This window comes from Pseudomonas sp. HMSC076A11 (genome assembly GCF_001810205.1).
Taxonomy (GTDB): Bacteria; Pseudomonadota; Gammaproteobacteria; order Pseudomonadales; family Pseudomonadaceae; genus Pseudomonas; species Pseudomonas aeruginosa.
On the sequence record NZ_KV800314.1, the window covers coordinates 18,756 to 42,409 of the forward strand.

The 23,654-nt window shown below is 66.7% G+C and carries 23 protein-coding genes and 1 pseudogene; 20 read left to right on the forward strand and 4 right to left on the reverse strand.

What is annotated here, in order from left to right; genetic code table 11:
• The first annotated feature begins 192 nt into the window (after positions 1-192).
• The 5 genes from HMPREF2716_RS18440 (at position 193) to HMPREF2716_RS18460 (ending at position 3,853) form a co-directional block, all read left to right on the forward strand.
• On the forward strand, positions 193-735 hold the full coding sequence (locus tag HMPREF2716_RS18440) for a TetR/AcrR family transcriptional regulator (protein ID WP_003091415.1): 543 nt from the start codon (positions 193-195) through the stop codon (positions 733-735).
• Between the two features lie 11 nt (positions 736-746).
• On the forward strand, positions 747-1,604 hold the full coding sequence (locus HMPREF2716_RS18445; protein WP_003115024.1) for an alpha/beta fold hydrolase: 858 nt from the start codon (positions 747-749) through the stop codon (positions 1,602-1,604).
• Between the two features lie 112 nt (positions 1,605-1,716).
• The gene (locus tag HMPREF2716_RS18450) at positions 1,717-2,364 is read left to right on the forward strand and encodes a bifunctional 4-hydroxy-2-oxoglutarate aldolase/2-dehydro-3-deoxy-phosphogluconate aldolase (RefSeq protein ID WP_003115023.1); all 648 of its coding nucleotides are present in this window, start codon (positions 1,717-1,719) and stop codon (positions 2,362-2,364) included.
• Entirely contained in the window at positions 2,364-2,801 is a 438-nt protein-coding gene (locus tag HMPREF2716_RS18455; RefSeq protein ID WP_003107647.1) for an acyl-CoA thioesterase, read from the forward strand. The genes HMPREF2716_RS18450 and HMPREF2716_RS18455 overlap by 1 nt, the downstream gene beginning before the upstream one ends.
• A gap of 92 nt (positions 2,802-2,893) precedes the next feature.
• Positions 2,894-3,853, forward strand: a complete 960-nt coding sequence (locus HMPREF2716_RS18460) for a tRNA dihydrouridine synthase (protein WP_070621976.1) — start codon at positions 2,894-2,896, stop codon at positions 3,851-3,853.
• Between the two features lie 14 nt (positions 3,854-3,867).
• On the opposite strand, the gene HMPREF2716_RS18465 is transcribed toward HMPREF2716_RS18460, so the two are convergent.
• Together HMPREF2716_RS18465 and HMPREF2716_RS18470 are read right to left on the reverse strand one after the other, a co-directional pair.
• A complete protein-coding gene (locus HMPREF2716_RS18465) occupies positions 3,868-4,614 on the reverse strand; it encodes an SDR family oxidoreductase (protein ID WP_003115022.1) in 747 nt (248 codons plus the stop codon).
• Positions 4,615-4,630: 16 nt separating this feature from the next.
• Positions 4,631-5,434, reverse strand: coding sequence for a glyoxalase/bleomycin resistance/extradiol dioxygenase family protein (locus HMPREF2716_RS18470; RefSeq protein WP_003104216.1), 804 nt, complete (start codon positions 5,432-5,434; stop codon positions 4,631-4,633).
• Between the two features lie 157 nt (positions 5,435-5,591).
• On the opposite strand from HMPREF2716_RS18470, the gene HMPREF2716_RS18475 reads away from it, so the two are divergent.
• Positions 5,592-6,041: an Hsp20 family protein gene (locus tag HMPREF2716_RS18475; protein ID WP_003091405.1), complete on the forward strand. Its 450-nt coding sequence runs from the start codon at positions 5,592-5,594 to the stop codon at positions 6,039-6,041.
• A gap of 43 nt (positions 6,042-6,084) precedes the next feature.
• Here the strand turns inward: HMPREF2716_RS18475 and HMPREF2716_RS18480 are convergent, their stop codons facing one another.
• Positions 6,085-7,413: an SGNH/GDSL hydrolase family protein gene (locus HMPREF2716_RS18480; protein WP_031801523.1), complete on the reverse strand. Its 1,329-nt coding sequence runs from the start codon at positions 7,411-7,413 to the stop codon at positions 6,085-6,087.
• A 111-nt stretch (positions 7,414-7,524) separates the two neighbouring features.
• Here HMPREF2716_RS18480 and HMPREF2716_RS18485 point away from each other — a divergent pair, with 111 nt between their 5' ends.
• Positions 7,525-8,436, forward strand: coding sequence for a LysR family transcriptional regulator (locus tag HMPREF2716_RS18485; RefSeq protein ID WP_010793228.1), 912 nt, complete (start codon positions 7,525-7,527; stop codon positions 8,434-8,436).
• 79 nt (positions 8,437-8,515) lie between these two features.
• Positions 8,516-8,893 carry a RidA family protein gene (locus HMPREF2716_RS18490; protein ID WP_003091402.1) on the forward strand — a complete coding sequence of 126 codons (378 nt, stop codon included), beginning with the start codon at positions 8,516-8,518 and terminating at the stop codon, positions 8,891-8,893.
• A 92-nt stretch (positions 8,894-8,985) separates the two neighbouring features.
• On the opposite strand, the gene HMPREF2716_RS18495 is transcribed toward HMPREF2716_RS18490, so the two are convergent.
• Positions 8,986-9,879 (reverse strand): LysR family transcriptional regulator, encoded by an 894-nt coding sequence (locus HMPREF2716_RS18495; protein ID WP_003091401.1) that lies wholly within the window; start codon positions 9,877-9,879, stop codon positions 8,986-8,988.
• A gap of 162 nt (positions 9,880-10,041) precedes the next feature.
• Between HMPREF2716_RS18495 and leuC the strand changes: the two genes are divergently transcribed.
• From leuC to HMPREF2716_RS18555, 12 genes and pseudogenes are all read left to right on the forward strand, one after another.
• Positions 10,042-11,466: a 3-isopropylmalate dehydratase large subunit gene (leuC, locus tag HMPREF2716_RS18500; protein WP_031801524.1), complete on the forward strand. Its 1,425-nt coding sequence runs from the start codon at positions 10,042-10,044 to the stop codon at positions 11,464-11,466.
• An 11-nt stretch (positions 11,467-11,477) separates the two neighbouring features.
• Positions 11,478-12,116, forward strand: coding sequence for a 3-isopropylmalate dehydratase small subunit (leuD, locus tag HMPREF2716_RS18505; RefSeq protein ID WP_003091398.1), 639 nt, complete (start codon positions 11,478-11,480; stop codon positions 12,114-12,116).
• Positions 12,117-12,187: 71 nt separating this feature from the next.
• Complete coding sequence (locus HMPREF2716_RS18510; RefSeq protein WP_003091396.1) at positions 12,188-12,949, forward strand: class I SAM-dependent methyltransferase; 762 nt, start codon at positions 12,188-12,190, stop codon at positions 12,947-12,949.
• Positions 12,950-13,007: 58 nt separating this feature from the next.
• Positions 13,008-14,090 (forward strand): 3-isopropylmalate dehydrogenase, encoded by a 1,083-nt coding sequence (leuB, locus tag HMPREF2716_RS18515; RefSeq protein WP_003091395.1) that lies wholly within the window; start codon positions 13,008-13,010, stop codon positions 14,088-14,090.
• Between the two features lie 69 nt (positions 14,091-14,159).
• Positions 14,160-15,272 carry an aspartate-semialdehyde dehydrogenase gene (asd, locus tag HMPREF2716_RS18520; RefSeq protein ID WP_003111187.1) on the forward strand — a complete coding sequence of 371 codons (1,113 nt, stop codon included), beginning with the start codon at positions 14,160-14,162 and terminating at the stop codon, positions 15,270-15,272.
• Between the two features lie 101 nt (positions 15,273-15,373).
• Positions 15,374-16,384, forward strand: coding sequence for an aspartate-semialdehyde dehydrogenase (locus tag HMPREF2716_RS18525; protein WP_023114533.1), 1,011 nt, complete (start codon positions 15,374-15,376; stop codon positions 16,382-16,384).
• A gap of 168 nt (positions 16,385-16,552) precedes the next feature.
• Complete coding sequence (gene fimV, locus HMPREF2716_RS18530; RefSeq protein ID WP_031801525.1) at positions 16,553-19,312, forward strand: motility hub landmark protein FimV; 2,760 nt, start codon at positions 16,553-16,555, stop codon at positions 19,310-19,312.
• Positions 19,313-19,333: 21 nt separating this feature from the next.
• Positions 19,334-20,191, forward strand: a complete 858-nt coding sequence (truA, locus tag HMPREF2716_RS18535; protein WP_015502643.1) for a tRNA pseudouridine(38-40) synthase TruA — start codon at positions 19,334-19,336, stop codon at positions 20,189-20,191.
• Between the two features lie 89 nt (positions 20,192-20,280).
• Positions 20,281-20,916 carry a phosphoribosylanthranilate isomerase gene (locus tag HMPREF2716_RS18540; RefSeq protein ID WP_003104200.1) on the forward strand — a complete coding sequence of 212 codons (636 nt, stop codon included), beginning with the start codon at positions 20,281-20,283 and terminating at the stop codon, positions 20,914-20,916.
• 268 nt (positions 20,917-21,184) lie between these two features.
• Entirely contained in the window at positions 21,185-22,057 is an 873-nt protein-coding gene (gene accD, locus HMPREF2716_RS18545; protein WP_003104199.1) for an acetyl-CoA carboxylase, carboxyltransferase subunit beta, read from the forward strand.
• Positions 22,054-23,343, forward strand: a complete 1,290-nt coding sequence (gene folC / locus HMPREF2716_RS18550; protein WP_070621977.1) for a bifunctional tetrahydrofolate synthase/dihydrofolate synthase — start codon at positions 22,054-22,056, stop codon at positions 23,341-23,343. The genes accD and folC overlap by 4 nt, the downstream gene beginning before the upstream one ends.
• Before the next feature lie 3 nt (positions 23,344-23,346).
• Positions 23,347-23,654: pseudogene (locus tag HMPREF2716_RS18555) on the forward strand (SPOR domain-containing protein); the annotation flags it as partial.

Consider the following 23,654-nt stretch of genomic DNA (forward strand, 5'->3'; position numbering starts at 1 on the left):
GGTAACAGGGGTTCGAGTCCCCTAGGGGACGCCACTTTTTCCCGCTCTGCGGGGCTCTATAGGGCCATTCCGAATTGGAATGGCCCTTTTGTTTTTTCCCTTTTCGAATTTCCTGACAGACGGTCCGGCCGTACGCTTGCCGTTTTTTATTATGCATATAATATTTCATCCATAATATTTTCGGAGCCCGTCATGAGCGACAAGAAAACCCAGACCCGTGCCCGCATCCTCGGTGCCGCCACCCAGGCCCTGCTCGAGCGGGGCGCCGTCGAGCCTAGCGTCGGGGAAGTGATGGGCGCGGCGGGGCTCACCGTCGGCGGCTTCTATGCCCACTTCCAGAGCAAGGATGCACTGATGCTCGAGGCGTTCGAGCAATTGCTCGGCAAGCGCCGCGAACTGCTCGGTGAACTCGACCCCGGATTGTCGGGAAAGGAGCGTCGGGCCTTGGCGGCCGCTTTCTACCTGTCGCGCAAGCATCGGGACGCACAGGTCGACGCCGGTTGTCCGCTGCCGGCGACCCTAGCCGAGGTGGCGCGCCTGCCGGAGGGGTTTCGCGAGGTCTTGAGCAGACATGTCGAGATTATGGTCGCCAGCCTGGCGGAAAGTCCCGAGGAAACCGACGTCGCCCTGGCCGACCTGGTGTTGATGATTGGCGGTTTGGCGCTGGCCCGGGCATTGGGGCCGGGGGAGCTGTCCGACCGGGTTCTGCGTGCCGCCAAGCAGGCGGTGAACTGAGGAGGTGCGAGATGAGCAGCCTGACCTGGATTCGCGGTTTCAACGGGACGATCGGCCGCATCGCGCCGCGTTGGACGGCCGAGCGTATGCGTCGGACGTTCATGGTGCCTGGCGAGTGGCCGCCGAAGGATTGGGAGCTGCCGCTGCTGGCCAGTTCGGAGCGCGTCACTCTGCGCTTCGGGCTGTCGGTGTTGCGCTGGGGCGAGGGGCCGGCAGTCCTGCTGCTGCATGGCTGGGCCGGCAGGCCGACACAGTTCGCCCATCTGATCGAGCAACTGGTCGGCGCGGGTTATTCGGTGTATGCCCTCGATGCGCCGGCCCATGGCCGCTCGCCGGGCAGGGAGGCGAACGTGGTGCTGTTCGCCCATGCCTTGCTGGAGGCCGCTGGCGAGTTGCCGCCGCTGCGTGCGGTGGTCGGTCATTCCCTGGGTGGCGCGGCGGCGTTGCTGGCGGCCCAGATGGGGCTGCGCAGCGAAGCGCTGGTGACGGTCTCGGCGCCGTCGCGGATTCTCGAACAGTTGCGCCTGTTCGCTCGTTTCGTCGGTTTGCCGGCCCTGGCTCGCTCGCATTTCATCCGCCTGGTCGAGCGTCAGGCTGGCATATCCGCGGCGTGCCTGGATGTGGCGCGTTACCGTCTGGAAATGCCCGGGCTGGTGGTGCATGCCGACGACGACACGCGCGTAGCGGTGGAAAATGCCGAGCGCATCCATGCCGCCTGGCCGGCCAGTCGCTTGCTGCGTCTGCCGGGCGGCGGCCACCACCGACTGCTCGGCGAGCGCAGGCTGAGCGAGTCGCTGCTGGCGCTGCTCGAGGAGCGCCCGGCGATGCGCGCTTGCCGGCGCGTGGAAAAGACGGCGAGCGCTTCCTGAGGCGCGTAGCAGAGGGGTTGTCGTTGTCCTGACCTCGGTTCTTCGGTAAAAAGCGCTGTGGCCCGCGCGGAGCGATCCGGCGGGGCGAACCGTTTCGAATCGAGGAGTGCCCATGACATTGCCGCTGGATCGGGTCCTGCAGCAGGCCAGCCCGGTATTGCCGGTGCTGGTGATCGAGGACGTGGCGCTGGCGCCCGACCTGGCGCGCGCGTTGTATGCGGGCGGCGTCACGGTGCTGGAAGTGACGCTGCGCACGCCGCAGGCGCTGGACGCGATCGCCGCCATCCATCGCGAGGTGCCCGAGGTCCTGCTGGGGGCGGGTACCCTGATCCACACCGAGCAGTTTCTCGAGGCGCGCGACGCAGGCGCACAGTTCGCCGTCAGCCCCGGATGCACGCCGCGTCTTGCCGCCGCCGCGGAGGATGCCGGCTTGCCATACCTACCCGGGGTGATGACGCCTTCGGAAGTGTTGCTGGCGCTGGAGTACGGTTATCGCTCGCTGAAGCTGTTCCCGGCCGATGGCACTGCCAGCGTGAAAATGCTGAAAAGCCTGAAGGGGCCGTTCACCGGCATCCGCTTCTGCCCGACCGGCGGGGTGAACCTGGACAACCTGCTGAATTTCCTCCGCCTGCCCAATGTCGCCTGTGTCGGCGGCACCTGGTTGGCGCCGCCGAGCCTGATCCGGGCGCGGGCCTGGGATCAGATCACACAACTGGCCAGGGAAGCGCGCGAACTGGCCGGCAGCCTGGAGCAGCATTGATGAATTGGGACTACGCCGATCCGTTCGTGATCGACCTCAGGGTCCTCGCCGAGGACATCGACGGGCTCGGCCACGCGAACAACGCCGTCTACGTCAGTTGGCTGGAGCGCTGCGCCTGGCGCCACTCGCAGCGGCTGGGCCTGGACCTGGCCGAGTACCGCCGGCTGGACCGGGCGATGGCGGTGCTGCGCCACGAGATCGACTACCTGGCCGCGGCCTACGAGGGCGACGAACTGCAATTGGCGACCTGGATCGTCGAGTCCGACCAGCGCCTGCGGATGAACCGGCGCTTCCAGTTGGTACGCCCGGCGGATGGCGCCACGCTGCTGCGGGCGCAGACCACCTTCGTCTGCATCGAACTGTCCAGCGGCAAGCCGAAGCGGATGCCGGCGGAGTTCATCGACGGCTACGGCCAGGCTCTGCTCGCCGGGGCCTGAGCCGTCGCGCGTCGACCGGCAGGCATTCGCACTTTGTTCCGGGCGGCGGATTCTCTAGAATCCGCCGCCTGTCATTTTCGAGGTAGTGGTTCGTGCAAATCGCCCTGGCGCCGATGGAAGGTCTGGTGGATGAAATCCTCCGCGACGTGCTGACCCGCGTCGGCGGCATCGATTGGTGCGTCACCGAATTCATCCGCATCACCGATCGCCTACTGCCGGCCACGGCGTTCCACAAGCTGGCGCCGGAGCTGCGCGACGGCAGCCGGACCCGCGCCGGGACGCCGATGCGTGTGCAGTTGCTCGGCTCCGATCCTGCGTGCCTGGCGGATAACGCCGCGTTCGCCTGTGAGCTGGGTGCCCCGGTGATCGACCTGAACTTCGGTTGTCCGGCCAAGACCGTGAACCGCTCGCGCGGCGGCGCGGTATTGCTCAAGGAGCCGGAGCTGATGCACGACATCGTCGCCGCCGTGCGTCGCGCGGTGCCGAGCGAGATTGCGGTGACCTCGAAGATGCGCCTGGGCTACGACAGTCCCGACGGCGCCCTGGATTGCGCGCGGGCCCTGGCCGACGGCGGCTCGGCCCATGTAGTGGTGCATGCCCGGACCAAGGTCGATGGCTACAGGCCGCCGGCGCACTGGGAGTGGGTGGCGCGGGTGGCCGAGGCGGTGCGCGTGCCGGTGTTCGCCAATGGCGAAGTGTGGACGCTCGACGACTACCTGCGTTGTCGCGAGGTCAGCGGGGTGGAGGACATCATGCTCGGTCGCGGCCTGGTCTCGCGTCCTGGCCTGGCTCGGCAGATCGCCGCCTGGCGCGATGGCGGCGAAATCCGCGAGATGCCCTGGAGCGAGCTGTTGCCGCTGCTGCGCGACTTCTGGCTGCAGGCCCGGCGCAAGCTCGCCCCGCGCTATACCCCGGGCCGTCTCAAGCAGTGGCTGGGCATGCTCACCCGCACCTATCCCGAAGCCGTCGAGCTGTTCGCACGGATTCGCCGGGAAAGCGATTGCGAAACCATCGACCGGCTGTTGCAGGTGTCGTTCAGCCAGGCGGCCTAGCTTGCGTACCAGGCCTAGCGGCCGCCGCTGACATCGATGAAGGTGCCGGTGCTGTAGCTGGCTTCGTCCGACGCCAGCCAGAGAATCGCCCGCGCGACTTCCTCCGCCGTACCGCCGCGTCCTAGCGGTATGCCGCCCTTCAGGCGTTCGATACGGCCGGGCTCGCCGCCGCTGGCGTGGATCTCGGTATCGATCAGTCCGGGCCGCACCGCGTTGACCCGGATACCCTCCGCCGCCACTTCCCTGGCCAGACCGATGGTCATGCTGTCGATGGCGCCCTTGGCGGCGGCATAGTCGATGTATTCGTTGGGCGATCCCAGCCGCGAGGCCATCGAGGACACGTTGACGATGCTGCCGCCGCGCCCGCCGTGGCGGGTCGACAGGCGCTTCACCGCCTCGCGGGCGCAGAGGAAGCTGCCGGTCACGTTGGTCGCGAATACCCTGTGCAGGCGCGCCGCGTCGATGTTTTCCAGGCGCGTCTGCGCTTCCAGCATGCCGGCGTTGTTGACCAGCACGTCGAGGCGGCCGAAACGTTCGTCGATGGAGGCGAACAGCCGCTCGACATCGCCTTCCTCGGCTACGTCGGCCGCCACCGCCAGGGCTTCGCCGCCCTGGCGCTCGATGCGCTGGCGCAGCGCTTCGGCGGCCTCGCGGTTGCGCAGATAGTTGAGGACGACCGCATAGCCGCGTTCGGCGGCGAGCAGAGCGGTGGCGGCGCCGATGCCGCGGCTGGCTCCGGTGATCAGCATGACGTTGCGCATGATGATGCTCCCCAGGTCAGTAGCGAGTGAAGGTCAGGTAGTCGGCGTCCCAGCCCAGGCCCTGCCAGAACAGGTTGGACAGCGGCGCGTCAAGGGCCGATTGCGCGCGGATCAGGCCGGCGCCGCGCGAGCGCAGGGCCTCCTCGGCGCTGCCCACCAGTTCCCGGGCCAGGCCCTGGCGGCGGGCCTGCGGCAATACGTAGAGCTCTGCGATCTCTCCGACCCGTGCCTGACCGTCCTCGATCTGCCACAAGTGGGCGAGGACGAAACCGCGGGGATGCTGCTGGGCCTCCGCCAACCAGAGCAAGCGGTTGCGCGAGGCGGCCAGGAGCAGTGCCTGGATCGCCTGTTGGTCGCCGGCATCCAGGGTTTCCCCGGCTTCGCGGACATTGGCTTGCCAGAGCGCGGCCACCGCGGGGACGTCGTCGGCGCTGGCCAGGCGAACCCGGTGCTGCTCTGGCGTCGTATCGAGCTCCTGGCCGACCCGCAGCAGGTTGCCATCGGGATCGATCAGGGCGAATTCGCGCATGCCCCAGGGCTGGTCTTCCAGGACCGTGATGCGTGGAATCCCCTGGCCGCCCAGGCCGAGGGCCGTGGCCTGGCGATGCAGCGCCTGGGCGTCCTCCAGGCGCAGGTAGGCAGCGCTGCAATTGGTCTTCGGTTCGAGCGCCTCGAACAGCGACAGGTGCAGCTCCAGGGCGCCGCGCTGGAGGATGGCGTAGGTCGGATAGCGAGCGCCAAGGTGGAAGCCGAGGGACTGGTAGAAGGCGCTGGCGCTGTCCAGATCGCGGCAGGGGAAGGTCGGGATTGCGCGTTCCATGGCGACGGTTCTCGAAAGGATGAGTTTCGATCTGAGCACGACGAACGGTCGTTCTCAAGGCTCTTGAAATACTTCCGACGATCCCTATCTAGTTCGTGCGGGATGCCGAAGACGGGTTCCGCACCAGAGTACTTGCTGATAATTCAGGAGATTCGCAATGAGCAACGCTTTTTCCCTCGCCCCGCTGTTCCGTCATTCCGTAGGCTTCGATCGCTTCAACGATCTGTTCGAGTCGGCCCTGCGCAATGAGGCCGGGAGTACCTACCCGCCCTACAACGTCGAAAAGCACGGTGACGACGAGTATCGCATCGTCATCGCCGCCGCCGGCTTCCAGGAAGAAGACCTGGACCTGCAGGTCGAGCGCGGCGTGCTGACCGTCAGTGGCGGCAAGCGCGAGAAGTCCACGGACAACGTGACCTACCTGCACCAGGGCATCGCCCAGCGCGCCTTCAAGCTGTCGTTCCGCCTCGCCGATCATATCGAGGTCAAGGCGGCTTCGCTGGCCAACGGCCTGCTGAACATCGACCTGGTGCGGCTGGTTCCGGAAGAAGCCAAGCCGAAGCGTATCGCCATCAATGGCCAGCGCCCGGCACTGGACAACCAGTAACCGTCAGCGGTGATCGAAAAAAGGCGCCTTCGGGCGCCTTTTTTCATTTCGTTGCGCTATCGGCCCGGGGCTCTGCCGGTGTGCCGTCAGGCACCTCGTCCAGCAGGACGTCGAGGTCGACGGCGGCCGCCATCGCCCGGTTGCCTTCGTCGCTGGGGTGCAGATGGTCGCCGGAGTCGTAGCGCGCGGCGAGCCGCGACGGCTGCTCCGGATCGCGCAATGCCGCGTCGAAGTCGATCACCGCATCGAAGGCGCCGGCATGACGGATCCACTCGTTAACCTGCCTGCGCAGGGCTTCCTTGGCGGGATGGTAATAATCGCTCAACGGCGTGCCGGGCAGTGCGCCCTCGAACGGCGTGAGGGTCGCGCCGACGACCCGGATACCCCGGTTGTGCGCCCGTTCGATCAATTGCCGGTAGCCGGCGATCAGCGCTTCCAGGGTGGGCGGTGCGGCATTCCGGGCGAAAGCGGTACCGGGCCAGGCAATGTCGTTGATGCCGAGCATCACCACCATGCTGCTTGCGCCTGGCTGGGCCAGTACGTCGCGGTCCAGACGTGCCAGCGCGCTCGCGCCCATGCCGTCGCTCAGCAGACGGGCGCCGGAAATCCCCGCATTGACCACGGCGACGCCATGCGGGGCCAGGCGTTCGGCGAGGAAGTCCGGCCAACGGCTGTTCCGGTCGAGGCTGGCGCTGGCTCCGTCGGTGATCGAGTCGCCGAGCGTCACCAGCGTCCGCGTTGCCGTTTCGGTTTCGACCAGGATACCTGTCAACAGCAGGCGCGCGCTGGTGCTCTGGCTGTCCGCCGCGTCCAGCTGCAATGCGTGGCTTTGGGTCTGCTCGCCGGCGACGATCCAGCCCGTCTGGCGGCCGTCCCAGTGGAAGGTTTCCATGGGCGTGGCGGCCGGCAGGTAGAGACTCACCAGCACCTGCGAGAGCGCGGCCACCGGCATCGCCACCGGATCGCTGAGTAGCGTGGCGCCGGGCGCGATGGTCGCCGTCCGGCGTCCGCCAAAGGTCACGTCATGCAGGCTGCCGGTGGCGACCGCGGCGCGCTCGGAACCCGGTTTGGCCAGGGTGGTCCGGCCGATCCGGATCGGGCGCCTTCCATAGGTATTTGCCAGGACGATGCGCACGCGCGTTCCTCCCAGGCTGATTCGCGCCAGTTGCCGCACCGTCTGGTCGTGCAGTTCGGCCGGCACGTTGCTGGGAAACAGGAAGTCCTCAGCCCAGACCGGCTGCGGGCTGGCCTGCCAGCTGGCGGTCCAGGAAGCGGCCGGCGCGGCGCAGGCGTACAACAGGCTCGTCGCGAGCGCGAAGGCCCGGGTTGCGCTGGAGGTCGCGGCGGGAAGTCTTTCGATGGGTCGTTTCATGTCGTTGAATTCAGTGGTTATCCTGTAGCTGATGATGAATTCAAAGATTTAAGGGGAATAGGCCGTAGCGGGGAACATCATTTATGAAGCGAAATCATCAGGCAGGGCGCCATGGCCCGGCTTGAAGTCAACCGTTCCGGCGAACTGGAGGTGTTTGCCCGGGTCGTCGAGTCGGGGGGCTTTTCCGCCGCCGCTCGACGTTGCGGCATGACGCCCTCGGCAGTCAGCAAGTTGATCACCCGGCTCGAACAGCGCCTGGGAACCCGCTTGCTGAACCGCTCCACCCGAAAATTGCAACTGACACCCGAGGGATGCGCGTTCTACGAGCGCGGGGTGCGTATCCTGGCCGACCTGGAGGAGGCCGAGCGGTGTGCGAGCGAAAACGCGGCGCCGCGTGGGCGCTTGCGAGTCAACGCCAACGTGCCTTTCGGGCATCACTTCCTGCTGCCGCTGCTGCCCGAGTTCCTCGCGCAGCATCCCGAGGTGACGCTGGATATCGTGCTGACCGATGAGGTCGTCGACATCCTCGAGCAGCGCACCGACGTGGCCGTGCGCGCGGGGCCGCTGAAAAGCTCGAGCCTGGTGGCGCGCAAGCTGGGGAGCACGCGCATGCTGATCGTCGGTGCGCCGGCCTATCTGGCCCGGCATGGCATGCCGGCCACGCCGCAGGCGCTGCTGGGGCACAACCGCCTCGGCGCCAACTATGTGCGAACGCGCTCCGGCTGGCCGCTGCGGGACGCCGGCGAGGAACTCGTGGTGCCGTTGTCGGGCAACGCCCAGGCCAGCGATGGCGAGGCGCTGCGCCGTCTGGCCGTGGCCGGCCTGGGCCTGGCGCGGCTGGCCGCGTTCCAGGTGCGCGAGGACATAGCCGCCGGGCGCCTGATTCCCGTGCTCGAGGCATACAACCCAGGCGACCTGGAGGAAGTCCACGCCGTCTACGTCGGCCAGGGCGGCTATCTGCCGCTGCGCGTGCGGGCGTTCCTGGACTTTCTGGCGGAGCGCGTCGATATGAGCCAGGGTTGATCGCAGTGCTACATGAATACGCCGATTCCGCGGCCGAAAGCTTTTCTTCCTAGCGCTTCATCCACAGGAGGCAATCCAGATGAGCGATGACATCCAGCGTTACCCCAGCAGCCTGCCGTTTCCCTTTTCCCGCGCGGTGCGGGCCGGCGGCTTCCTGTTTCTTTCCGGACAGGTGCCGATGAGTCCGACCGGCGAGGTGGTACGTGGCGATATCCAGACCCAGACCGAAGCGGTGATGGCACGCATCGGCGAGACCCTGGAGAGCTGTGGCGCGCGTTTCGACCAACTGGTGAAGGTCACCGTCTGGCTGTCGGACATGGCCCACTTCGCCGGTTTCAACGAGGTCTACCAGCGTCATGTGCAGGGGGCCTTGCCGGTACGCTCGACGGTGACCGCCGGGCTGGCGCTGGGGGTCGACGTGGAGGTCGAGGTGCAGGCGTGGGTCGGCGAGGGCTGAGTCGCGAGGGCATTGGCATGCAGGTCGGGTGAGCGCTGGCCGCGGACGGCGAAGAGGGGAGGGCCTACCCGTGGCGTCCGACCTGAATCGCTTCAGGCCGCTGGAGTGCCGTTGCCGAATGCCTGTTCGTCGAGCAGGCGCATGAAGGCGCGCGCGGCGTTCGACAGGGTCCGCTCGGTGTGCAGGATATAGCCGAGCTGGCGGCTGAGCTGGATGTCCTGCAGCGGCAGGCGCACCACCTGGTCGTCGAGCATGGTCCGCGGCAGCACGCTCCAGGCCAGGCCGATGGAGACCATCATCTTGATGGTCTCCAGGTAGTTGGTGCTCATGGCGATGTTCGGCGTCAGCCCTTCGGCTTCGAACATGCGCCGCACGATGTGGTGGGTGAAGGTGTTGCCGCCGGGGAATACCGCGGGGTGCTTGGCGACGTCGGCGAGGAACACCGTGCCCTGTCGGGCCAGCGGGTGCTCCGGGGCGGCGACGAAGTCCAGCGGGTCGTCCCACACCGGGACTGCGCGCACCGGTTCGGCGGTTTCCGGGGCCAGGGTGATCACCGCCAGTTCCGCACGACCATGAAGGATCTCCTCGTAGGCCACTTCCGAATCCAGGAACTGGATATCCAGCGCCACCTGCGGATGCGCCCGGGTGAAGGCGCGCAGCAGCGGCGGCAGGCGATGCAGGCCGATGTGGTGGCTGGTGGCCAGGACCAGCCGGCCGCTGACCTCGCCGGTGAGGTTGTTCAGCGCCCGGCGGGTGTCGTCGAGCACGTTGAGCAACTGGTAGGCGCGCGGCAGCAGGGCGCGGCCGGCCTCGGTGAGGTTGACCTCGCGGCCGACCCGGTCGAACAGCCGGGCATTGAGCTGCTGTTCGAGGGCGGCGATGCGCTTGCTCACCGCCGGTTGGGTCAGGTGCAGACGCTCGCCGGCTTCGGAGAAGCTGCCGGTCTCGGCAATGGCGATGAAGGTGTTGAGGCTGTTCAGGTCCATTGCGGGCCTCCGCTGGTTTCGGCTGCCCGGAGCTTAGCGCCAACGGATTCCTGTTGGGAATGCTTTGGATGAAAAATATGAATTTGAGTTATTCGTAGACAAGCCATAGGATCATCCTCACAAGCCCTGTGGGCATAGAAATGAGCTGATGAGGAAATCCCGATGGCCGGCAAGACCCTCTACGACAAACTCTGGGACATGCACCTGGTCAAGCAGCGCGACGACGGTTCGGCGCTGATCTACATCGACCGCCATATCCTGCACGAAGTGACCTCGCCGCAGGCCTTCGAGGGTCTTCGCCTGGCCGGGCGCAAGCCGTGGCGGATCGACGCCAACATCGCCACCCCGGACCACAACGTGCCGACCACCCGCACCGAGCGCAAGGGCGGCATCACCGCCATCGCCGACGAGGTCTCGCGCCTGCAGGTGCAGACCCTCGACGAGAACTGCGACGACTTCGGCATCACCGAATTCAAGATGAACGACGTGCGCCAGGGCATCGTCCATGTGGTCGGTCCGGAGCAGGGCGCGACCCTCCCGGGGATGACCGTGGTCTGCGGCGACTCGCACACTTCCACCCACGGCGCCTTCGGCGCGCTGGCCCACGGCATCGGCACTTCCGAGGTAGAGCATGTGCTGGCGACCCAGTGCCTGGTGGCGAAGAAGATGAAGAACATGCTGGTCAAGGTCGAAGGCAGGCTGCCGGCCGGCGTCACGGCGAAGGATATCGTCCTCGCGGTGATCGGCAGGATCGGCACCGCCGGCGGCAACGGCCACGCCATCGAGTTCGCCGGCAGCGCCATCCGCGACCTGTCCATCGAAGGGCGGATGACCATCTGCAACATGTCGATCGAGGCGGGCGCCCGCGTCGGCCTGGTCGCCGTCGACCAGAAGACCATCGACTACGTGAAGGGCCGGCCCTTCGCGCCGAGCGCCGAGCAATGGGACCAGGCCGTCGCCTGCTGGCAGGGGCTGGTGTCGGACGCCGATGCCCGCTTCGATACCGTGGTCGAGCTGGACGCCGCGCAGATCAAGCCGCAGGTCAGCTGGGGCACGTCGCCGGAAATGGTCCTGGCGGTGGACCAGAACGTGCCGGACCCGGCCCGCGAGAGCGACCCGATCAAGCGCGGTTCGATCGAGCGCGCCTTGAAGTACATGGGCCTGCGGCCGAACCAGGCGATCACCGACATCCAGCTGGACCGGGTATTCATCGGTTCCTGCACCAACTCGCGGATCGAGGACCTGCGCGCTGCCGCCGAAGTGGCCAGGGGCCGCAAGGTCGCCGCGACCATCAAGCAGGCGCTGGTGGTGCCGGGTTCCGGGTTGGTCAAGGAGCAGGCCGAGAAGGAAGGCCTGGACCGGATCTTCATCGAGGCCGGCTTCGAATGGCGCGAGCCGGGCTGTTCCATGTGCCTGGCGATGAACCCGGACCGGCTGGAGAGCGGCGAACACTGCGCCTCGACCTCCAACCGCAACTTCGAGGGCCGTCAGGGCGCCGGTGGCCGTACCCACCTGGTCAGCCCGGCGATGGCCGCCGCCGCGGCCGTCAACGGCCGCTTCATCGATGTCCGCGAATTGCTCGCCTGAGGAGAACCGAGATGAAACCCTATACCCAGACGACCGGTCTCGTCGCTCCGCTGGATCGCGCCAACGTCGATACCGATCAGATCATTCCCAAGCAATTCCTCAAGTCGATCAAGCGCACCGGCTTCGGCCCCAATCTGTTCGATGAATGGCGCTACCTGGATGTCGGGCAGCCGGGACAGGACAACTCGAAGCGTCCGCTGAACCCGGACTTCGTCCTCAACCAGCCGCGCTACCAGGGCGCCAGCGTACTGCTGGCGCGGGAGAACTTCGGCTGCGGCTCGTCCCGCGAGCACGCGCCCTGGGCGCTGGACGAGTACGGTTTCCGCACGGTGATCGCACCGAGCTATGCCGACATCTTCTTCAACAACAGTTTCAAGAACGGCTTGCTGCCGATCATCCTGCCCGAGGCCGAGGTGGACGAACTGTTCCGCCAGGTCGAGGCGAACGAAGGCTACCAGTTGTCCATCGACCTGGCGGCGCAGACCGTTACCCGTCCTGATGGCAAGGTGCTGGGTTTCGAGGTCGACCCGTTCCGCAAGCATTGCCTGCTCAACGGCCTCGACGACATCGGCCTGACGCTGCAGGACGCCGATGCGATCCGCGCCTTCGAGGACGGCTACCGCCAGCAGCAGCCCTGGCTGTTCCGCTGAGCGGCACGCGAGTCCCCTTGCCGGGCGCATCCTGGGTAGGGTGCGCCCGGTTTTTCTCCTGGAGTAGATTCATGAGCGACCACGATGACGTTGTCCAGCGCCAGTTCGGCGCCCAGGCTGCGGCCTACCTGAGCAGCGCCGTGCATGCCCAGGGCGAGGAATTCGCCTTGCTGCGCGACGCCCTGGCCGGGCGCCCGGAAGCGCGGGTCCTCGACCTGGGTTGCGGCGCCGGCCACGTGAGCTTCCAGGTCGCCGCCCTGGCAGGGGAGGTGGTGGCCTACGATCTTTCCGCCGAGATGCTCGCCGTGGTGGCGCAGAGCGCCGCGGAACGGGGCATGGCGAACATCCGCACCGAGCAGGGCAAGGCGGAGAGCCTGCCCTTCGCCGACGGCGAGTTCGATTTCGTCTTCAGTCGCTATTCCACCCATCACTGGCGCGACGTCGGCCTGGCCCTGCGCGAGGTGCGGCGGGTGCTCAAGCCCGGCGGGGTGGCGATCTTCGTCGACGTGGCGGCGCCCGGGCAGGCCTTGCCGGACACCTTCCTGCAGACCGTCGAGCTGCTCCGCGACACCAGCCATGTGCGCAACTACTCGCCGGCCGAGTGGGCGCGCCTGAGCGGCGAGGCGGGGTTGCTGGTCACCGGAAGCCGGCGCCAGCGTCTGCGCCTGGAGTTCCAGTCGTGGGTCGAGCGGATGCGTACGCCGGAGGTGTTCCGCCAGGCGATCCGCAGCCTGCAGCTGGCGGTGGGCGAGGAAGTCAGAGAGTATTTCGAGATTGCCGACGACGGCTCGTTCAGCACCGACGTGCTGGTGCTGTGGCTGCGTCGGGAGTGACGGTTCGATCACGGCGGCGCATGCCCGCCGTTCAATGAATGAAGGACAAGAGGGTGTTATGAGCAAGCAGATCCTGGTTCTCCCCGGTGACGGTATCGGTCCGGAAATCATGGCGGAAGCGGTCAAGGTGCTGGAGCTGGCCAACGACAGGTTCCAGCTCGGCTTCGAACTGGCCGAGGACGTCATCGGTGGCGCGGCCATCGACAAGCACGGCGTGCCGCTGGCCGACCAGACCCTGCAGCGCGCGCGCCAGGCCGATGCGGTGCTGCTGGGCGCGGTAGGAGGGCCGAAATGGGACAGGATCGAACGCGATATCCGTCCCGAGCGCGGTCTGCTGAAGATTCGTTCGCAACTGGGCCTGTTCGCCAACCTGCGTCCGGCCATCCTCTACCCGCAACTGGCCGCGGCCTCCAGCCTGAAGCCGGAAGTGGTCGCCGGGCTGGACATCCTCATCGTCCGCGAACTGACCGGCGGCATCTACTTCGGCCAGCCCCGCGAACAGCGCGTGCTGGAGAACGGCGAGCGCCAGGCCTACGACACCCTGCCGTACAGCGAGAGCGAAATCCGTCGTATCGCCCGCGTCGGTTTCGACATGGCCCGCGTACGCAACAACAGGCTCTGTTCGGTGGACAAGGCCAACGTCCTCGCCTCCAGCCAGCTGTGGCGGGAAGTGGTGGAAGAGGTGGCGAAGGACTACCCGGACGTCGAGCTTTCCCATATGTACGTGGACAACGCCGCCATGCAGCTGGTGCGCGCGCCCAAGCAGTTCGACGTGATGGTCACCGACAACATGTTCGGCGACATCCTGTCGGATGAGGCTTCCATGCTGACCGGTTCCATCGGCATGCTGCCTTCTGCCTCGCTCGACGCGAACAACAAGGGCATGTACGAACCCTGCCACGGTTCCGCTCCGGACATCGCCGGTCAGGGCATCGCCAACCCGCTGGCGACCATCCTCTCGGTCTCGATGATGCTGCGCTACAGCTTCAGCCAGGCGACCGCCGCCGACGCCATCGAGCAGGCGGTGAGCAAGGTCCTCGACCAGGGGCTGCGCACCGGCGACATCTGGTCCGAAGGCTGCCGCAAGGTCGGCACCCGGGAAATGGGCGATGCCGTAGTCGCGGCACTCAAGAATCTGTAATCTGACGGGCTTGGCCGGCGCCATGATGGCTGCCGGCCAGCTCACTTCTCTCATATAGGTGTAGTTGCGATGAAGCGTGTAGGTCTGATCGGTTGGCGCGGGATGGTGGGTTCCGTACTCATGCAGCGGATGCTGGAAGAGCGGGACTTCGACCTGATCGAGCCGGTGTTCTTCACCACGTCGAACGTCGGTGGCCAGGGCCCGGAAGTGGGCAAGGACATCGCTCCGCTGAAGGACGCCTACAGCATCGACGAACTGAAGACCCTCGACGTGATCCTGACCTGCCAGGGCGGCGACTACACCAGCGAAGTATTCCCCAAGCTGCGCGAGGCCGGCTGGCAGGGCTACTGGATCGATGCCGCCTCCAGTCTGCGCATGGAAGACGACGCGGTGATCGTCCTCGACCCGGTCAACCGCAAGGTCATCGACCAGGCTCTGGACGCCGGCACCCGCAACTACATCGGCGGCAACTGCACCGTCAGCCTGATGCTGATGGCCCTGGGCGGGCTGTTCGACGCCGGCCTGGTCGAGTGGATGAGTGCCATGACCTACCAGGCCGCCTCCGGCGCCGGCGCGCAGAACATGCGTGAACTGCTCAAGCAGATGGGCGCCGCCCATGCATCGGTGGCGGATGACCTGGCCAACCCGGCCAGCGCGATCCTCGACATCGACCGCAAGGTGGCGGAGACCCTGCGCAGCGAAGCCTTCCCCACCGAGCATTTCGGCGCGCCGCTGGGCGGCAGCCTGATCCCCTGGATCGACAAGGAACTGCCCAACGGGCAGAGCCGCGAAGAGTGGAAGGCCCAGGCGGAGACCAACAAGATCCTCGCCCGCTTCAAGAACCCGATCCCGGTCGACGGTATCTGCGTGCGCGTCGGCGCCATGCGTTGCCACAGCCAGGCGCTGACCATCAAGTTGAACAAGGATGTGCCGCTGACCGACATCGAGGGCCTGATCAGCCAGCACAATCCCTGGGTCAAGCTGGTGCCGAACCACCGCGAGGTAAGCGTGCGCGAGCTGACCCCGGCCGCCGTCACCGGCACCCTGAGCGTTCCGGTCGGGCGCCTGCGCAAGTTGAACATGGGCTCCCAGTATCTCGGCGCCTTCACCGTCGGCGACCAGTTGCTGTGGGGCGCTGCCGAGCCGCTGCGGCGCATGTTGCGCATCCTGCTGGAGCGCTGATCGATCCGGCGCCGTCCGCAATGGGCGGCGCCTCGATTGCCTGGGCGAAGGTGGGCAAGTAAAGTGCCACGCCTATTTCGCAGACCGCCGAGGCTTTTCCCATGTCCCAGCCCCTCAATGTCGCAGTCGTAGGCGCCACCGGATCGGTTGGCGAGGCTCTGGTCGGTCTCCTCGACGAACGCGACTTCCCGCTTCATCGTCTGCACCTGCTGGCCAGCGCCGAGTCGGCCGGGCAGCGCATGGGTTTCGCCGAAAGCAGCCTGCGCGTCGGCGATGTCGATAGCTTCGATTTTTCCGGTGTCGGCCTGGCCTTCTTCGCCGCGGCAGCCGAGGTGTCGCGTGCCCATGCCGAGCGCGCCCGCGCGGCGGGTTGTTCGGTGATCGACCTGAGCGGCGCCCTGGAACCGAGCGTCGCACCGCCGGTCATGGTTTCGGTGAATGCCGAACGCCTGGCCTCGCAAGCGGCGCCGTTCCTTTTGTCCAGTCCTTGCGCCGTAGCCGCCGAACTGTGCGAAGTGCTGGCGCCACTCCTGACCACGCTGGATTGCCGGCAACTGAACCTGACAGCCTGCCTCTCCGTCTCCAGCCTGGGGCGCGAAGGGGTCAAGGAACTCGCCCGGCAGACCGCCGAACTGCTCAATGCGCGCCCCCTGGAGCCGCGTCTCTTCGACCGCCAGATCGCCTTCAACCTGCTCGCGCAGGTCGGCGCGGTGGATGCCGAGGGGCACAGCGCGATCGAGCGGCGCATCTTCGCGGAGGTGCAGGCCTTGCTTGGCGAGCGTATCGGACCGTTGAACGTTACCTGCATCCAGGCGCCGGTATTCTTCGGCGATAGCCTCAGCGTGACCCTGCAGTGCGCGGAACCGGTGGACCTGGCCGCGGTGACGCGGGTCCTCGATGCGACGAAAGGTATCGAATGGGTCGGCGAGGGCGATTATCCGACGGTGGTCGGCGATGCCCTCGGCCAGGACGAGACCTATGTCGGCCGGGTGAGGGCGGGGCAGGCTGATCCCTGTCAGGTCAATTTGTGGATTGTGTCTGATAATGTGCGAAAAGGTGCCGCGCTGAATGCCGTGCTCCTGGGTGAGTTGTTGATAAAACACTATCTGTAAAAGATACTTACCCACAGATTTGTAGAATTATTCGAGCTTGTTAATACTGGTTCGATCCGCTGCTGCCGGGGAGCGTCCGTCCATGCATGGCTGGGCGAGCGGACAGCAAGCACCGACGCACTCCCTCTCGTGAAACGAGAAAAGATATTAAAACCAAGGGATTACACTATGGTTCGGCTTCGTACACTGGTTCGGGCAATCGCGGCGGCCTCGGTCCTGACTTCCGGCATGGCGCATGGATTGGGACTGGGGGAAATCACCCTGAAGTCGGCGTTGAACCAACCGTTGGATGCCGAGATCGAGCTGCTCGAAGTTCGTGACCTGGGTTCGGGCGAGGTGATCCCGAGCCTGGCGTCGCCGGAAGAGTTCAGCAAGGCGGGCGTCGATCGCCTGTACTACCTCACCGACCTGAAGTTCACGCCGGTGGTGAAGCCCAACGGCAAGAGCGTCATTCGCGTGACCTCGTCGAAGCCGGTGCAGGAGCCCTACCTGAACTTCCTGGTCCAGGTGCTCTGGCCGAATGGCCGCCTGCTGCGCGAGTACACCGTCCTGCTGGATCCGCCGCTGTACTCCCCGCAGGCCGCGGCAAGCGCTCCGCAAGCGCCGGTCAGCGCGCCGCGCGCGACCGGCGCCCCGCGAGCCCCGCAGGCTCCGGCTCCGGTGCGTACCACCGCGCCGGCAGGCAGCGACACCTATCGCACCGTTTCCAACGACACGCTCTGGGAGATCGCCCAGCGCAACCGTACCGATCGCGTTTCCGTACCCCAGGCGATGCTCGCGTTCCAGGAACTGAATCCGGGCGCCTTCGTCGATGGCAACATCAACCGGCTGAAGAGCGGCCAGGTCCTGCGCATTCCCACCGAACAGCAGATGCTGGAGCGCTCGCCGCGCGAGGCGCTGTCCCAGGTGCAGGCGCAGAACCAGAGCTGGCGCGGCAGCCGCAATCCGGCCGCGGGCAGCGCTGGCGCCAGGCAGTTGGATGCGACCCAGCGCAATGCCGCCGGGTCGGCGCCATCCAAGGTCGACGCCACGGACAACCTGCGCCTGGTGTCTGGCGAGGGCAAGGCCAGCAAGGGGGCCGACAAGGGCGGGAAGGGCGACAGCAAGGCGCTCGCCGATACCCTGGCGGTGACCAAGGAAAGCCTCGATAGCACTCGCCGCGAGAACGAGGAACTGCAGAGCCGCATGCAGGATCTGCAGAGCCAGTTGGACAAGCTGCAGAAGTTGATCCAGTTGAAGGACGCCCAGTTGGCCAAGCTGCAAGGGCAGTTGGGCGCCGAAGGCCAGGGCGCAGCCCAGCCGAACGCAGCCCTGCCGGATGCGTCCCAGCCCAATGCAGCCGCGCAGGCGCCGGCTCAGCCCGGGACTCCCGCTGCGGCAGCGCCGACTCCTGCTCCGGCCGGAGAAGCGCCCGCCGCTCCGGCGCAGCCTCCGGTGGCGCCGCCGCCCGCGCCAGCTGCCGAGAAGCCTCCGGCACCTGCCGTTCCGGCGCCCGCTCCGGTACAGGCGGCAGAACAGCCGGCACCGAGCTTCCTCGACGAACTGCTGGCCAACCCGCTGTGGTTGGCGGTGATCGGCGGTAGCGCACTGCTGGCGTTGCTGGTGCTGCTGATGATCCTGTCGCGGCGCAATGCGCAGAAAGAGAAGGAAGAAGCCCAGGCTTTCGCCGCGGATGCCGGCGAGGAACAGGAGGATGCGCTGGACCTGGGAAAGGACGGCTTCGACGACCTGACCCTCGACGAGCCTGAACCGCAGGTCGCAGCCGCTGCGCCGCAGGTCGAGAAGACCACTGCGCAGACTTCCGATGCGCTGGGCGAGGCCGACATCTATATCGCCTACGGGCGTTTCAACCAGGCCGCCGAACTGTTGCAGAACGCCATCTACGACGAGCCGCAGCGCACCGACCTGCGCCTCAAGCTGATGGAAGTCTATGCCGAGATGGGCGATCGCGAAGGTTTCGCTCGCCAGGAAAACGAGCTGCGCGAAATCGGCGGCGCACAGCCGCAGGTCGAGCAGCTCAAGTCGCGCTACCCGGCAATGGTCGCGGTCGCCGCGGTTGCCGGCCTGGCCGGCGCCAAGCTGGCGCAGGACGAGCTGGATAGTTTCAGCCTCGACGATCTGTCGCTCGACGACAGCGGTCACGCGGCCAAGCCGGATGCGGCAGGACAGGATCTCGACGACGCCTTCGACCTGAGCCTGGACGACCTGGGCAGCGACGACGTGCAGGCCGATCTCAAGTCCGACAGCGGGGCGCTGGACGACCTGACCCTGGACAGCGATCTGGACCTGGCGGCCTCGACCGCGGCGGACAAGCCTGTCGACGATCTCGACTTCGGCCTGGATTTCGCGGAGTTGGCAGAGACTCCGAGCCAACCCAAGCATGACGACCTGGGCGATTTCTCCCTGGATCTCGATGCGCCGGAAGACAAGCTTTCGGACGACGACTTCCTGCTTTCGCTGAACGACGAGGTGCCCGCCGCGGCGCCAGCCGACAACGAATTCACCCTCGATACCGAGGCTGCCGAAGAGCCGGCGTTGTCCCTGCCGGACGACTTCGACCTGTCGCTGGCCGACGAGCCGACGGAGCCGGCCGCTCCGGAGAAGGGCGAGGACAGTTTCGCCGCCCAGTTGGACGAGGTGAGCGCGCAGTTGGACGAGTTGGCCAGCAACCTTGACGAGCCGAAGAGCGCGGCGCCGAGTTTCTCCGCCGAGGATGCAGCGGTCGCCTCCGCCCTGGACGGAGACGCCGACGATGACTTCGACTTCCTCTCCGGTGCCGACGAAGCGGCGACCAAGCTGGATCTGGCTCGCGCCTATATCGACATGGGCGATAGCGAAGGCGCGCGCGATATCCTCGACGAAGTCCTGGCCGAAGGTAACGACAGCCAGCAGGCGGAAGCCCGCGAGTTGCTGGAGCGCCTGGCCTGATCCGGAAATGAAGCGACCCTCATGAACGATGTTGTTCCGCCAGCGGCAGCCGAATCGGCTGCCGCTGGCGTTTCCAGAATCGCCCTCGGCATCGAGTACAAGGGCTCCCGCTATCGTGGCTGGCAGCGCCAGGAAGCCGGCGTGCCTTCCGTGCAGGAAGCGCTGGAGCGCGCCTTGTCGAAGGTTGCCGCCGAGCCGGTCGGGGTGATCTGCGCCGGCCGTACCGACGCTGCCGTTCATGCCAGCGGCCAGGTGGTGCATTTCGACACCGTGGTGGAGCGCCCGTTGAAAGCATGGGTGATGGGCACCAACGCCAACCTGCCCGCGGATATCAGTGTGACCTGGGCGAGAGTGATGCCGGCGCATTTCCACGCGCGCTTCTCGGCCATGGCCCGGCGCTATCGGTACGCCATCTACAACGATCCGATCCGCCCGGCGCACCTGGCCGAGGAGGTCACCTGGAACCATCGGCCGCTGGATATCGGGCGGATGCGCGAGGCGGCCCAGGTACTGGTCGGCACCCATGACTTCACCTCGTTCCGGGCGGTGCAGTGCCAGGCCAAGTCGCCGGTCAAGACCATGCATCACGTGCGCTTGCTGGAGCATGGTCGGTTGATCGTGCTGGACATCCGCGGTAACGCTTTCCTTCACCATATGGTGCGCAACATCGCTGGCGTCCTGATGACCATCGGTGCCGGCGAGCGGCCGATCGAATGGGCGAAGGAGGTGCTCGAGGCGCGCGACCGGCGCGCCGGTGGGGTCACCGCTCACCCCTACGGACTCTATCTGGTGCGGGTGGAGTACCCCGGGGAGTTCGAGTTGCCCGAGCGCTACCTGGGGCCGCATTTCCTTTCCGGATTGCCCGATATCGTCGGCTGACGTCGAATCGGGCTTTTGCTACCATCGAGAATTCCCGCCGGACCGGCCGTCCGGCGGTTCGTCGCTCACTCGCCGAGGATTCTCCGTCGTTGCCAGCCGTTCGCATCAAGATCTGCGGTATCACCCGAGTCGAGGACGCCCTGGCCGCCGCCGCGGCGGGCGCCGATGCCATCGGCCTGGTGTTCTATGCGAAGAGCCCGCGGGCGGTGGATATCCATCGGGCGCGGGAAATCGTTCGTGCCCTGCCGCCGTTCGTGACCAGCGTCGGCCTGTTCGTCAACGCCAGCCGCTGCGAACTGGGCGAGATTCTCGATGCGGTGCCGCTGGACCTGCTGCAATTCCATGGCGACGAGCGCGCCGAGGACTGCGAGGGGCATCGGCGACCCTACCTGAAAGCCCTGCGGATGAAGCCCGGCGACGACATCGTCGGGCGCGCGGCGGCATATCCGGGAGCTGCCGGGATTCTCCTGGATACCTATGTGGAAGGCGTGCCCGGCGGCACGGGGGCGGCGTTCGACTGGTCGCTGGTGCCGACCGACCTGGGCAAACCCCTGGTGCTGGCCGGCGGTCTGACGCCGGATAACGTCGGCAGGGCAGTCGAGCAGGTCAAGCCCTACGCGGTGGACGTCAGTGGTGGCGTCGAGGCGAGCAAGGGAATCAAGGATGCGGCGAGGGTCCGCGCGTTCGTGGACGCGGTGCGTTCGCGGCGCCGCGACGAGACATGATGTGACGACGGGCGGCCCTCCGCCGTCCACTAGCGTGTCGCCGTTTCCGCGACAACGCCCGGCCGCCGATAGGGAGGCCAGATATTTCGCGATAGCCGCTCGCCGGGTATCGCCCAGGTGACCGCGCAGGCGGGGGATGGGACAGGCCGCGAAACGTTTCGCAGCCGTGGGGCCCACCGCTGCCGGCGGTCACGAAGATGAATTTGCTCAGGGACGCCGTCACCGGATCGGTGCGGCCATCCCGACCTTGCACTGGAGAACAAAGAGCATGAGCAACTGGCTGGTAGACAAGCTGATCCCTTCCATCATGCGTTCCGAGTCCCAGAAGAGTTCGGTACCGGAAGGCCTGTGGCACAAATGCCCGTCCTGCGAAGCCGTGCTGTACCGTCCGGAGCTGGAAAAGACCTTGGATGTCTGCCCGAAGTGCGACCACCACATGCGCATCAACGCGCGTACCCGCCTGGACATCTTCCTCGATGAGGACGGTCGCGAGGAGCTGGGTGCCGACCTCGAGCCGGTGGACCGCCTGAAATTCCGCGACAGCAAGAAGTACAAGGATCGCCTCGCCGCGGCACAGAAGGACACCGGCGAGAAGGACGCGCTGATCGCCATGAGCGGCAAGCTGCAGGGTATGCCGGTGGTCGCCTGCGCCTTCGAGTTCTCCTTCATGGGCGGTTCGATGGGCGCCATCGTCGGCGAGCGCTTCGTTCGCGCGGCCAACGTCGCCCTGGAGAAGCGCTGCCCGCTGATCTGCTTCTCCGCCTCCGGCGGCGCGCGCATGCAGGAAGCGCTGATCTCGCTGATGCAGATGGCCAAGACTTCGGCGGTCCTGGCGCGCCTGCGCGAAGAAGGCATCCCGTTCGTCTCGGTATTGACCGACCCGGTCTACGGCGGCGTTTCCGCCAGCCTGGCGATGCTCGGCGACGTGATCGTCGGCGAACCCAAGGCGCTGATCGGCTTCGCCGGTCCCCGCGTGATCGAGCAGACCGTCCGCGAGAAGCTGCCGGAAGGCTTCCAGCGTAGCGAGTTCCTCCTCGAACATGGCGCCATCGACATGATCGTGCATCGTGCCGAGTTGCGGCCGCGCCTGGCCAATCTGCTGTCGGCCTTCACTCATTCGCCGAGCCCCGTATCCGCATGACCCAGCGTTCCCTGGCCGATTGGCTGAGCTATCTCGAACAACTCCATCCGACGGCCATCGACATGGGTCTGGAGCGTTCCCGCGAGGTAGCGCGCCGGCTCGGCCTGGGAAGGCCGGCGAAACGCGTGGTCACCGTTACCGGGACCAACGGCAAGGGCTCCACCTGCGTCCTGCTCGCCGAACTGCTGCGTGAGCAGGGGTTGTCGGTCGGGGTCTACAGCTCGCCGCACCTGTTGCGCTACAACGAGCGGGTGCGGATCGATGGCGTCGAGGCCGGCGATGCGCAACTGTGCGACGCCTTCTCCGCGGTGGAGGCCGCACGTGGCGAGATTTCCCTGACCTATTTCGAAATGGGCACTCTGGCCGCCTTCTGGCTGTTCGAGCGCGCCGGGCTGGACTTCGCGGTGCTGGAAGTCGGCCTTGGCGGGCGCCTGGATGCGGTCAACCTGATCGACGCCGACCTGGCGCTGATCACCAGCATCGGCCTGGACCATGCGGACTGGCTGGGCGATACCCGCGAAAGCGTGGCTTTCGAGAAAGCCGGTATCCTGCGCGCCGGCAAACCGGCCCTGTGCGGCGATCTCGATCCCCCGCAGCCATTGCTGGAGCAGGTGGCTGCGCTGGGGGCACCGCTTTACCTGCGCGGTCGCGACTACGACCTGGCGCTCGCCGATCATGGCTGGCACTGGCGCGGGCTGGCCGCGGACGGCCAGGCGCTGGCGCTGCACGATCTGCCGTTGCTCGGGTTGCCCATGGAAAACGCCGCGCTGGCCCTGCAGGCCTACGCGTTGCTCGAGTTGCCCTGGCAGGCGGAGCGCCTGGCCGAGGCGCTGCGGCGGACCCGGGTGACCGGTCGCCTCGATCGCCGCGACCTGTCCTGGAACGGCCAGCCACGCCAGCTCCTGCTGGACGTCGGGCACAATCCCCAGGCCGCCCAGTACCTGGCGCAACGCCTGCGTGCCGCAGCGCCACGAGGACGCTACCTGGCGGTCTTCGGCCTGCTGGCGGACAAAGACCTGGATGGCGTACTGGAACCCTTGACCGGCTTGGTGCAGGATTGGGCCGTTGCACCGTTGCCGACTCCGCGTTCGCGGCCGGCCGCGGAGCTGGAGGCGGCGCTGATCCTGCGCCAGGTTCCGGCGAGCAGTCATGCGGATATCGCCGCCGCCCTGGACGCGCAGTGCGCCAAGGCTACCGCGGATGATGTCATTCTGCTGTTCGGATCGTTCTATAGCGTGGCCGAAGGCCTGGAATGGCTGGCCCGTAGAACGGATAAGGGGGAGTAAATCATGGCCTTGCTGGAAAGAGGGCTGAAGCAGCGCATCGTCGGGGCGTTGGTGCTGATCGCCCTGGCGGTGATCTTCCTGCCGATGCTGTTCACCCGCGAAGACGAGTCGCGCCAGGTCGTGGTGGAAGCGCCGCCGCGCCCGCAATCGCCGGCCATGCCCAGTGTCGAGGTGCAGCCGACCGAGGTGCCGGAACTGCAGCCCGGCGAGGAAGGCATCGCTCCCGAGATCGTCGAGGAAGGCTCCCCGGCCGCCGCCGGCCAGCCCAGCCAGCCGATCGGCGGCCTGCCGGCGACCCCGCCGGCCACCCA

Bases quoted from the DNA above. Each gene is read 5' to 3' on its own strand.
- asd (WP_003111187.1), top strand. From the start codon at position 14,160: ATGAAGCGTGTAGGTCTGATCGGTTGGCGCGGGATGGTGGGTTCCGTA.
- truA (WP_015502643.1), top strand. From the start codon at position 19,334: ATGAACGATGTTGTTCCGCCAGCGGCAGCCGAATCGGCTGCCGCTGGC.
- HMPREF2716_RS18455 (WP_003107647.1), top strand. From the start codon at position 2,364: ATGAATTGGGACTACGCCGATCCGTTCGTGATCGACCTCAGGGTCCTC.
- HMPREF2716_RS18475 (WP_003091405.1), top strand. From the start codon at position 5,592: ATGAGCAACGCTTTTTCCCTCGCCCCGCTGTTCCGTCATTCCGTAGGC.
- HMPREF2716_RS18525 (WP_023114533.1), top strand. From the start codon at position 15,374: ATGTCCCAGCCCCTCAATGTCGCAGTCGTAGGCGCCACCGGATCGGTT.
- HMPREF2716_RS18485 (WP_010793228.1), top strand. From the start codon at position 7,525: ATGGCCCGGCTTGAAGTCAACCGTTCCGGCGAACTGGAGGTGTTTGCC.
- HMPREF2716_RS18510 (WP_003091396.1), top strand. From the start codon at position 12,188: ATGAGCGACCACGATGACGTTGTCCAGCGCCAGTTCGGCGCCCAGGCT.
- HMPREF2716_RS18450 (WP_003115023.1), top strand. From the start codon at position 1,717: ATGACATTGCCGCTGGATCGGGTCCTGCAGCAGGCCAGCCCGGTATTG.
- leuD (WP_003091398.1), top strand. From the start codon at position 11,478: ATGAAACCCTATACCCAGACGACCGGTCTCGTCGCTCCGCTGGATCGC.
- leuC (WP_031801524.1), top strand. From the start codon at position 10,042: ATGGCCGGCAAGACCCTCTACGACAAACTCTGGGACATGCACCTGGTC.
- HMPREF2716_RS18470 (WP_003104216.1), bottom strand. From the start codon at position 5,434: ATGGAACGCGCAATCCCGACCTTCCCCTGCCGCGATCTGGACAGCGCC.
- HMPREF2716_RS18465 (WP_003115022.1), bottom strand. From the start codon at position 4,614: ATGCGCAACGTCATGCTGATCACCGGAGCCAGCCGCGGCATCGGCGCC.
- HMPREF2716_RS18445 (WP_003115024.1), top strand. From the start codon at position 747: ATGAGCAGCCTGACCTGGATTCGCGGTTTCAACGGGACGATCGGCCGC.
- folC (WP_070621977.1), top strand. From the start codon at position 22,054: ATGACCCAGCGTTCCCTGGCCGATTGGCTGAGCTATCTCGAACAACTC.
- HMPREF2716_RS18440 (WP_003091415.1), top strand. From the start codon at position 193: ATGAGCGACAAGAAAACCCAGACCCGTGCCCGCATCCTCGGTGCCGCC.
- accD (WP_003104199.1), top strand. From the start codon at position 21,185: ATGAGCAACTGGCTGGTAGACAAGCTGATCCCTTCCATCATGCGTTCC.
- fimV (WP_031801525.1), top strand. From the start codon at position 16,553: ATGGTTCGGCTTCGTACACTGGTTCGGGCAATCGCGGCGGCCTCGGTC.
- HMPREF2716_RS18490 (WP_003091402.1), top strand. From the start codon at position 8,516: ATGAGCGATGACATCCAGCGTTACCCCAGCAGCCTGCCGTTTCCCTTT.
- leuB (WP_003091395.1), top strand. From the start codon at position 13,008: ATGAGCAAGCAGATCCTGGTTCTCCCCGGTGACGGTATCGGTCCGGAA.
- HMPREF2716_RS18495 (WP_003091401.1), bottom strand. From the start codon at position 9,879: ATGGACCTGAACAGCCTCAACACCTTCATCGCCATTGCCGAGACCGGC.
- HMPREF2716_RS18480 (WP_031801523.1), bottom strand. From the start codon at position 7,413: ATGAAACGACCCATCGAAAGACTTCCCGCCGCGACCTCCAGCGCAACC.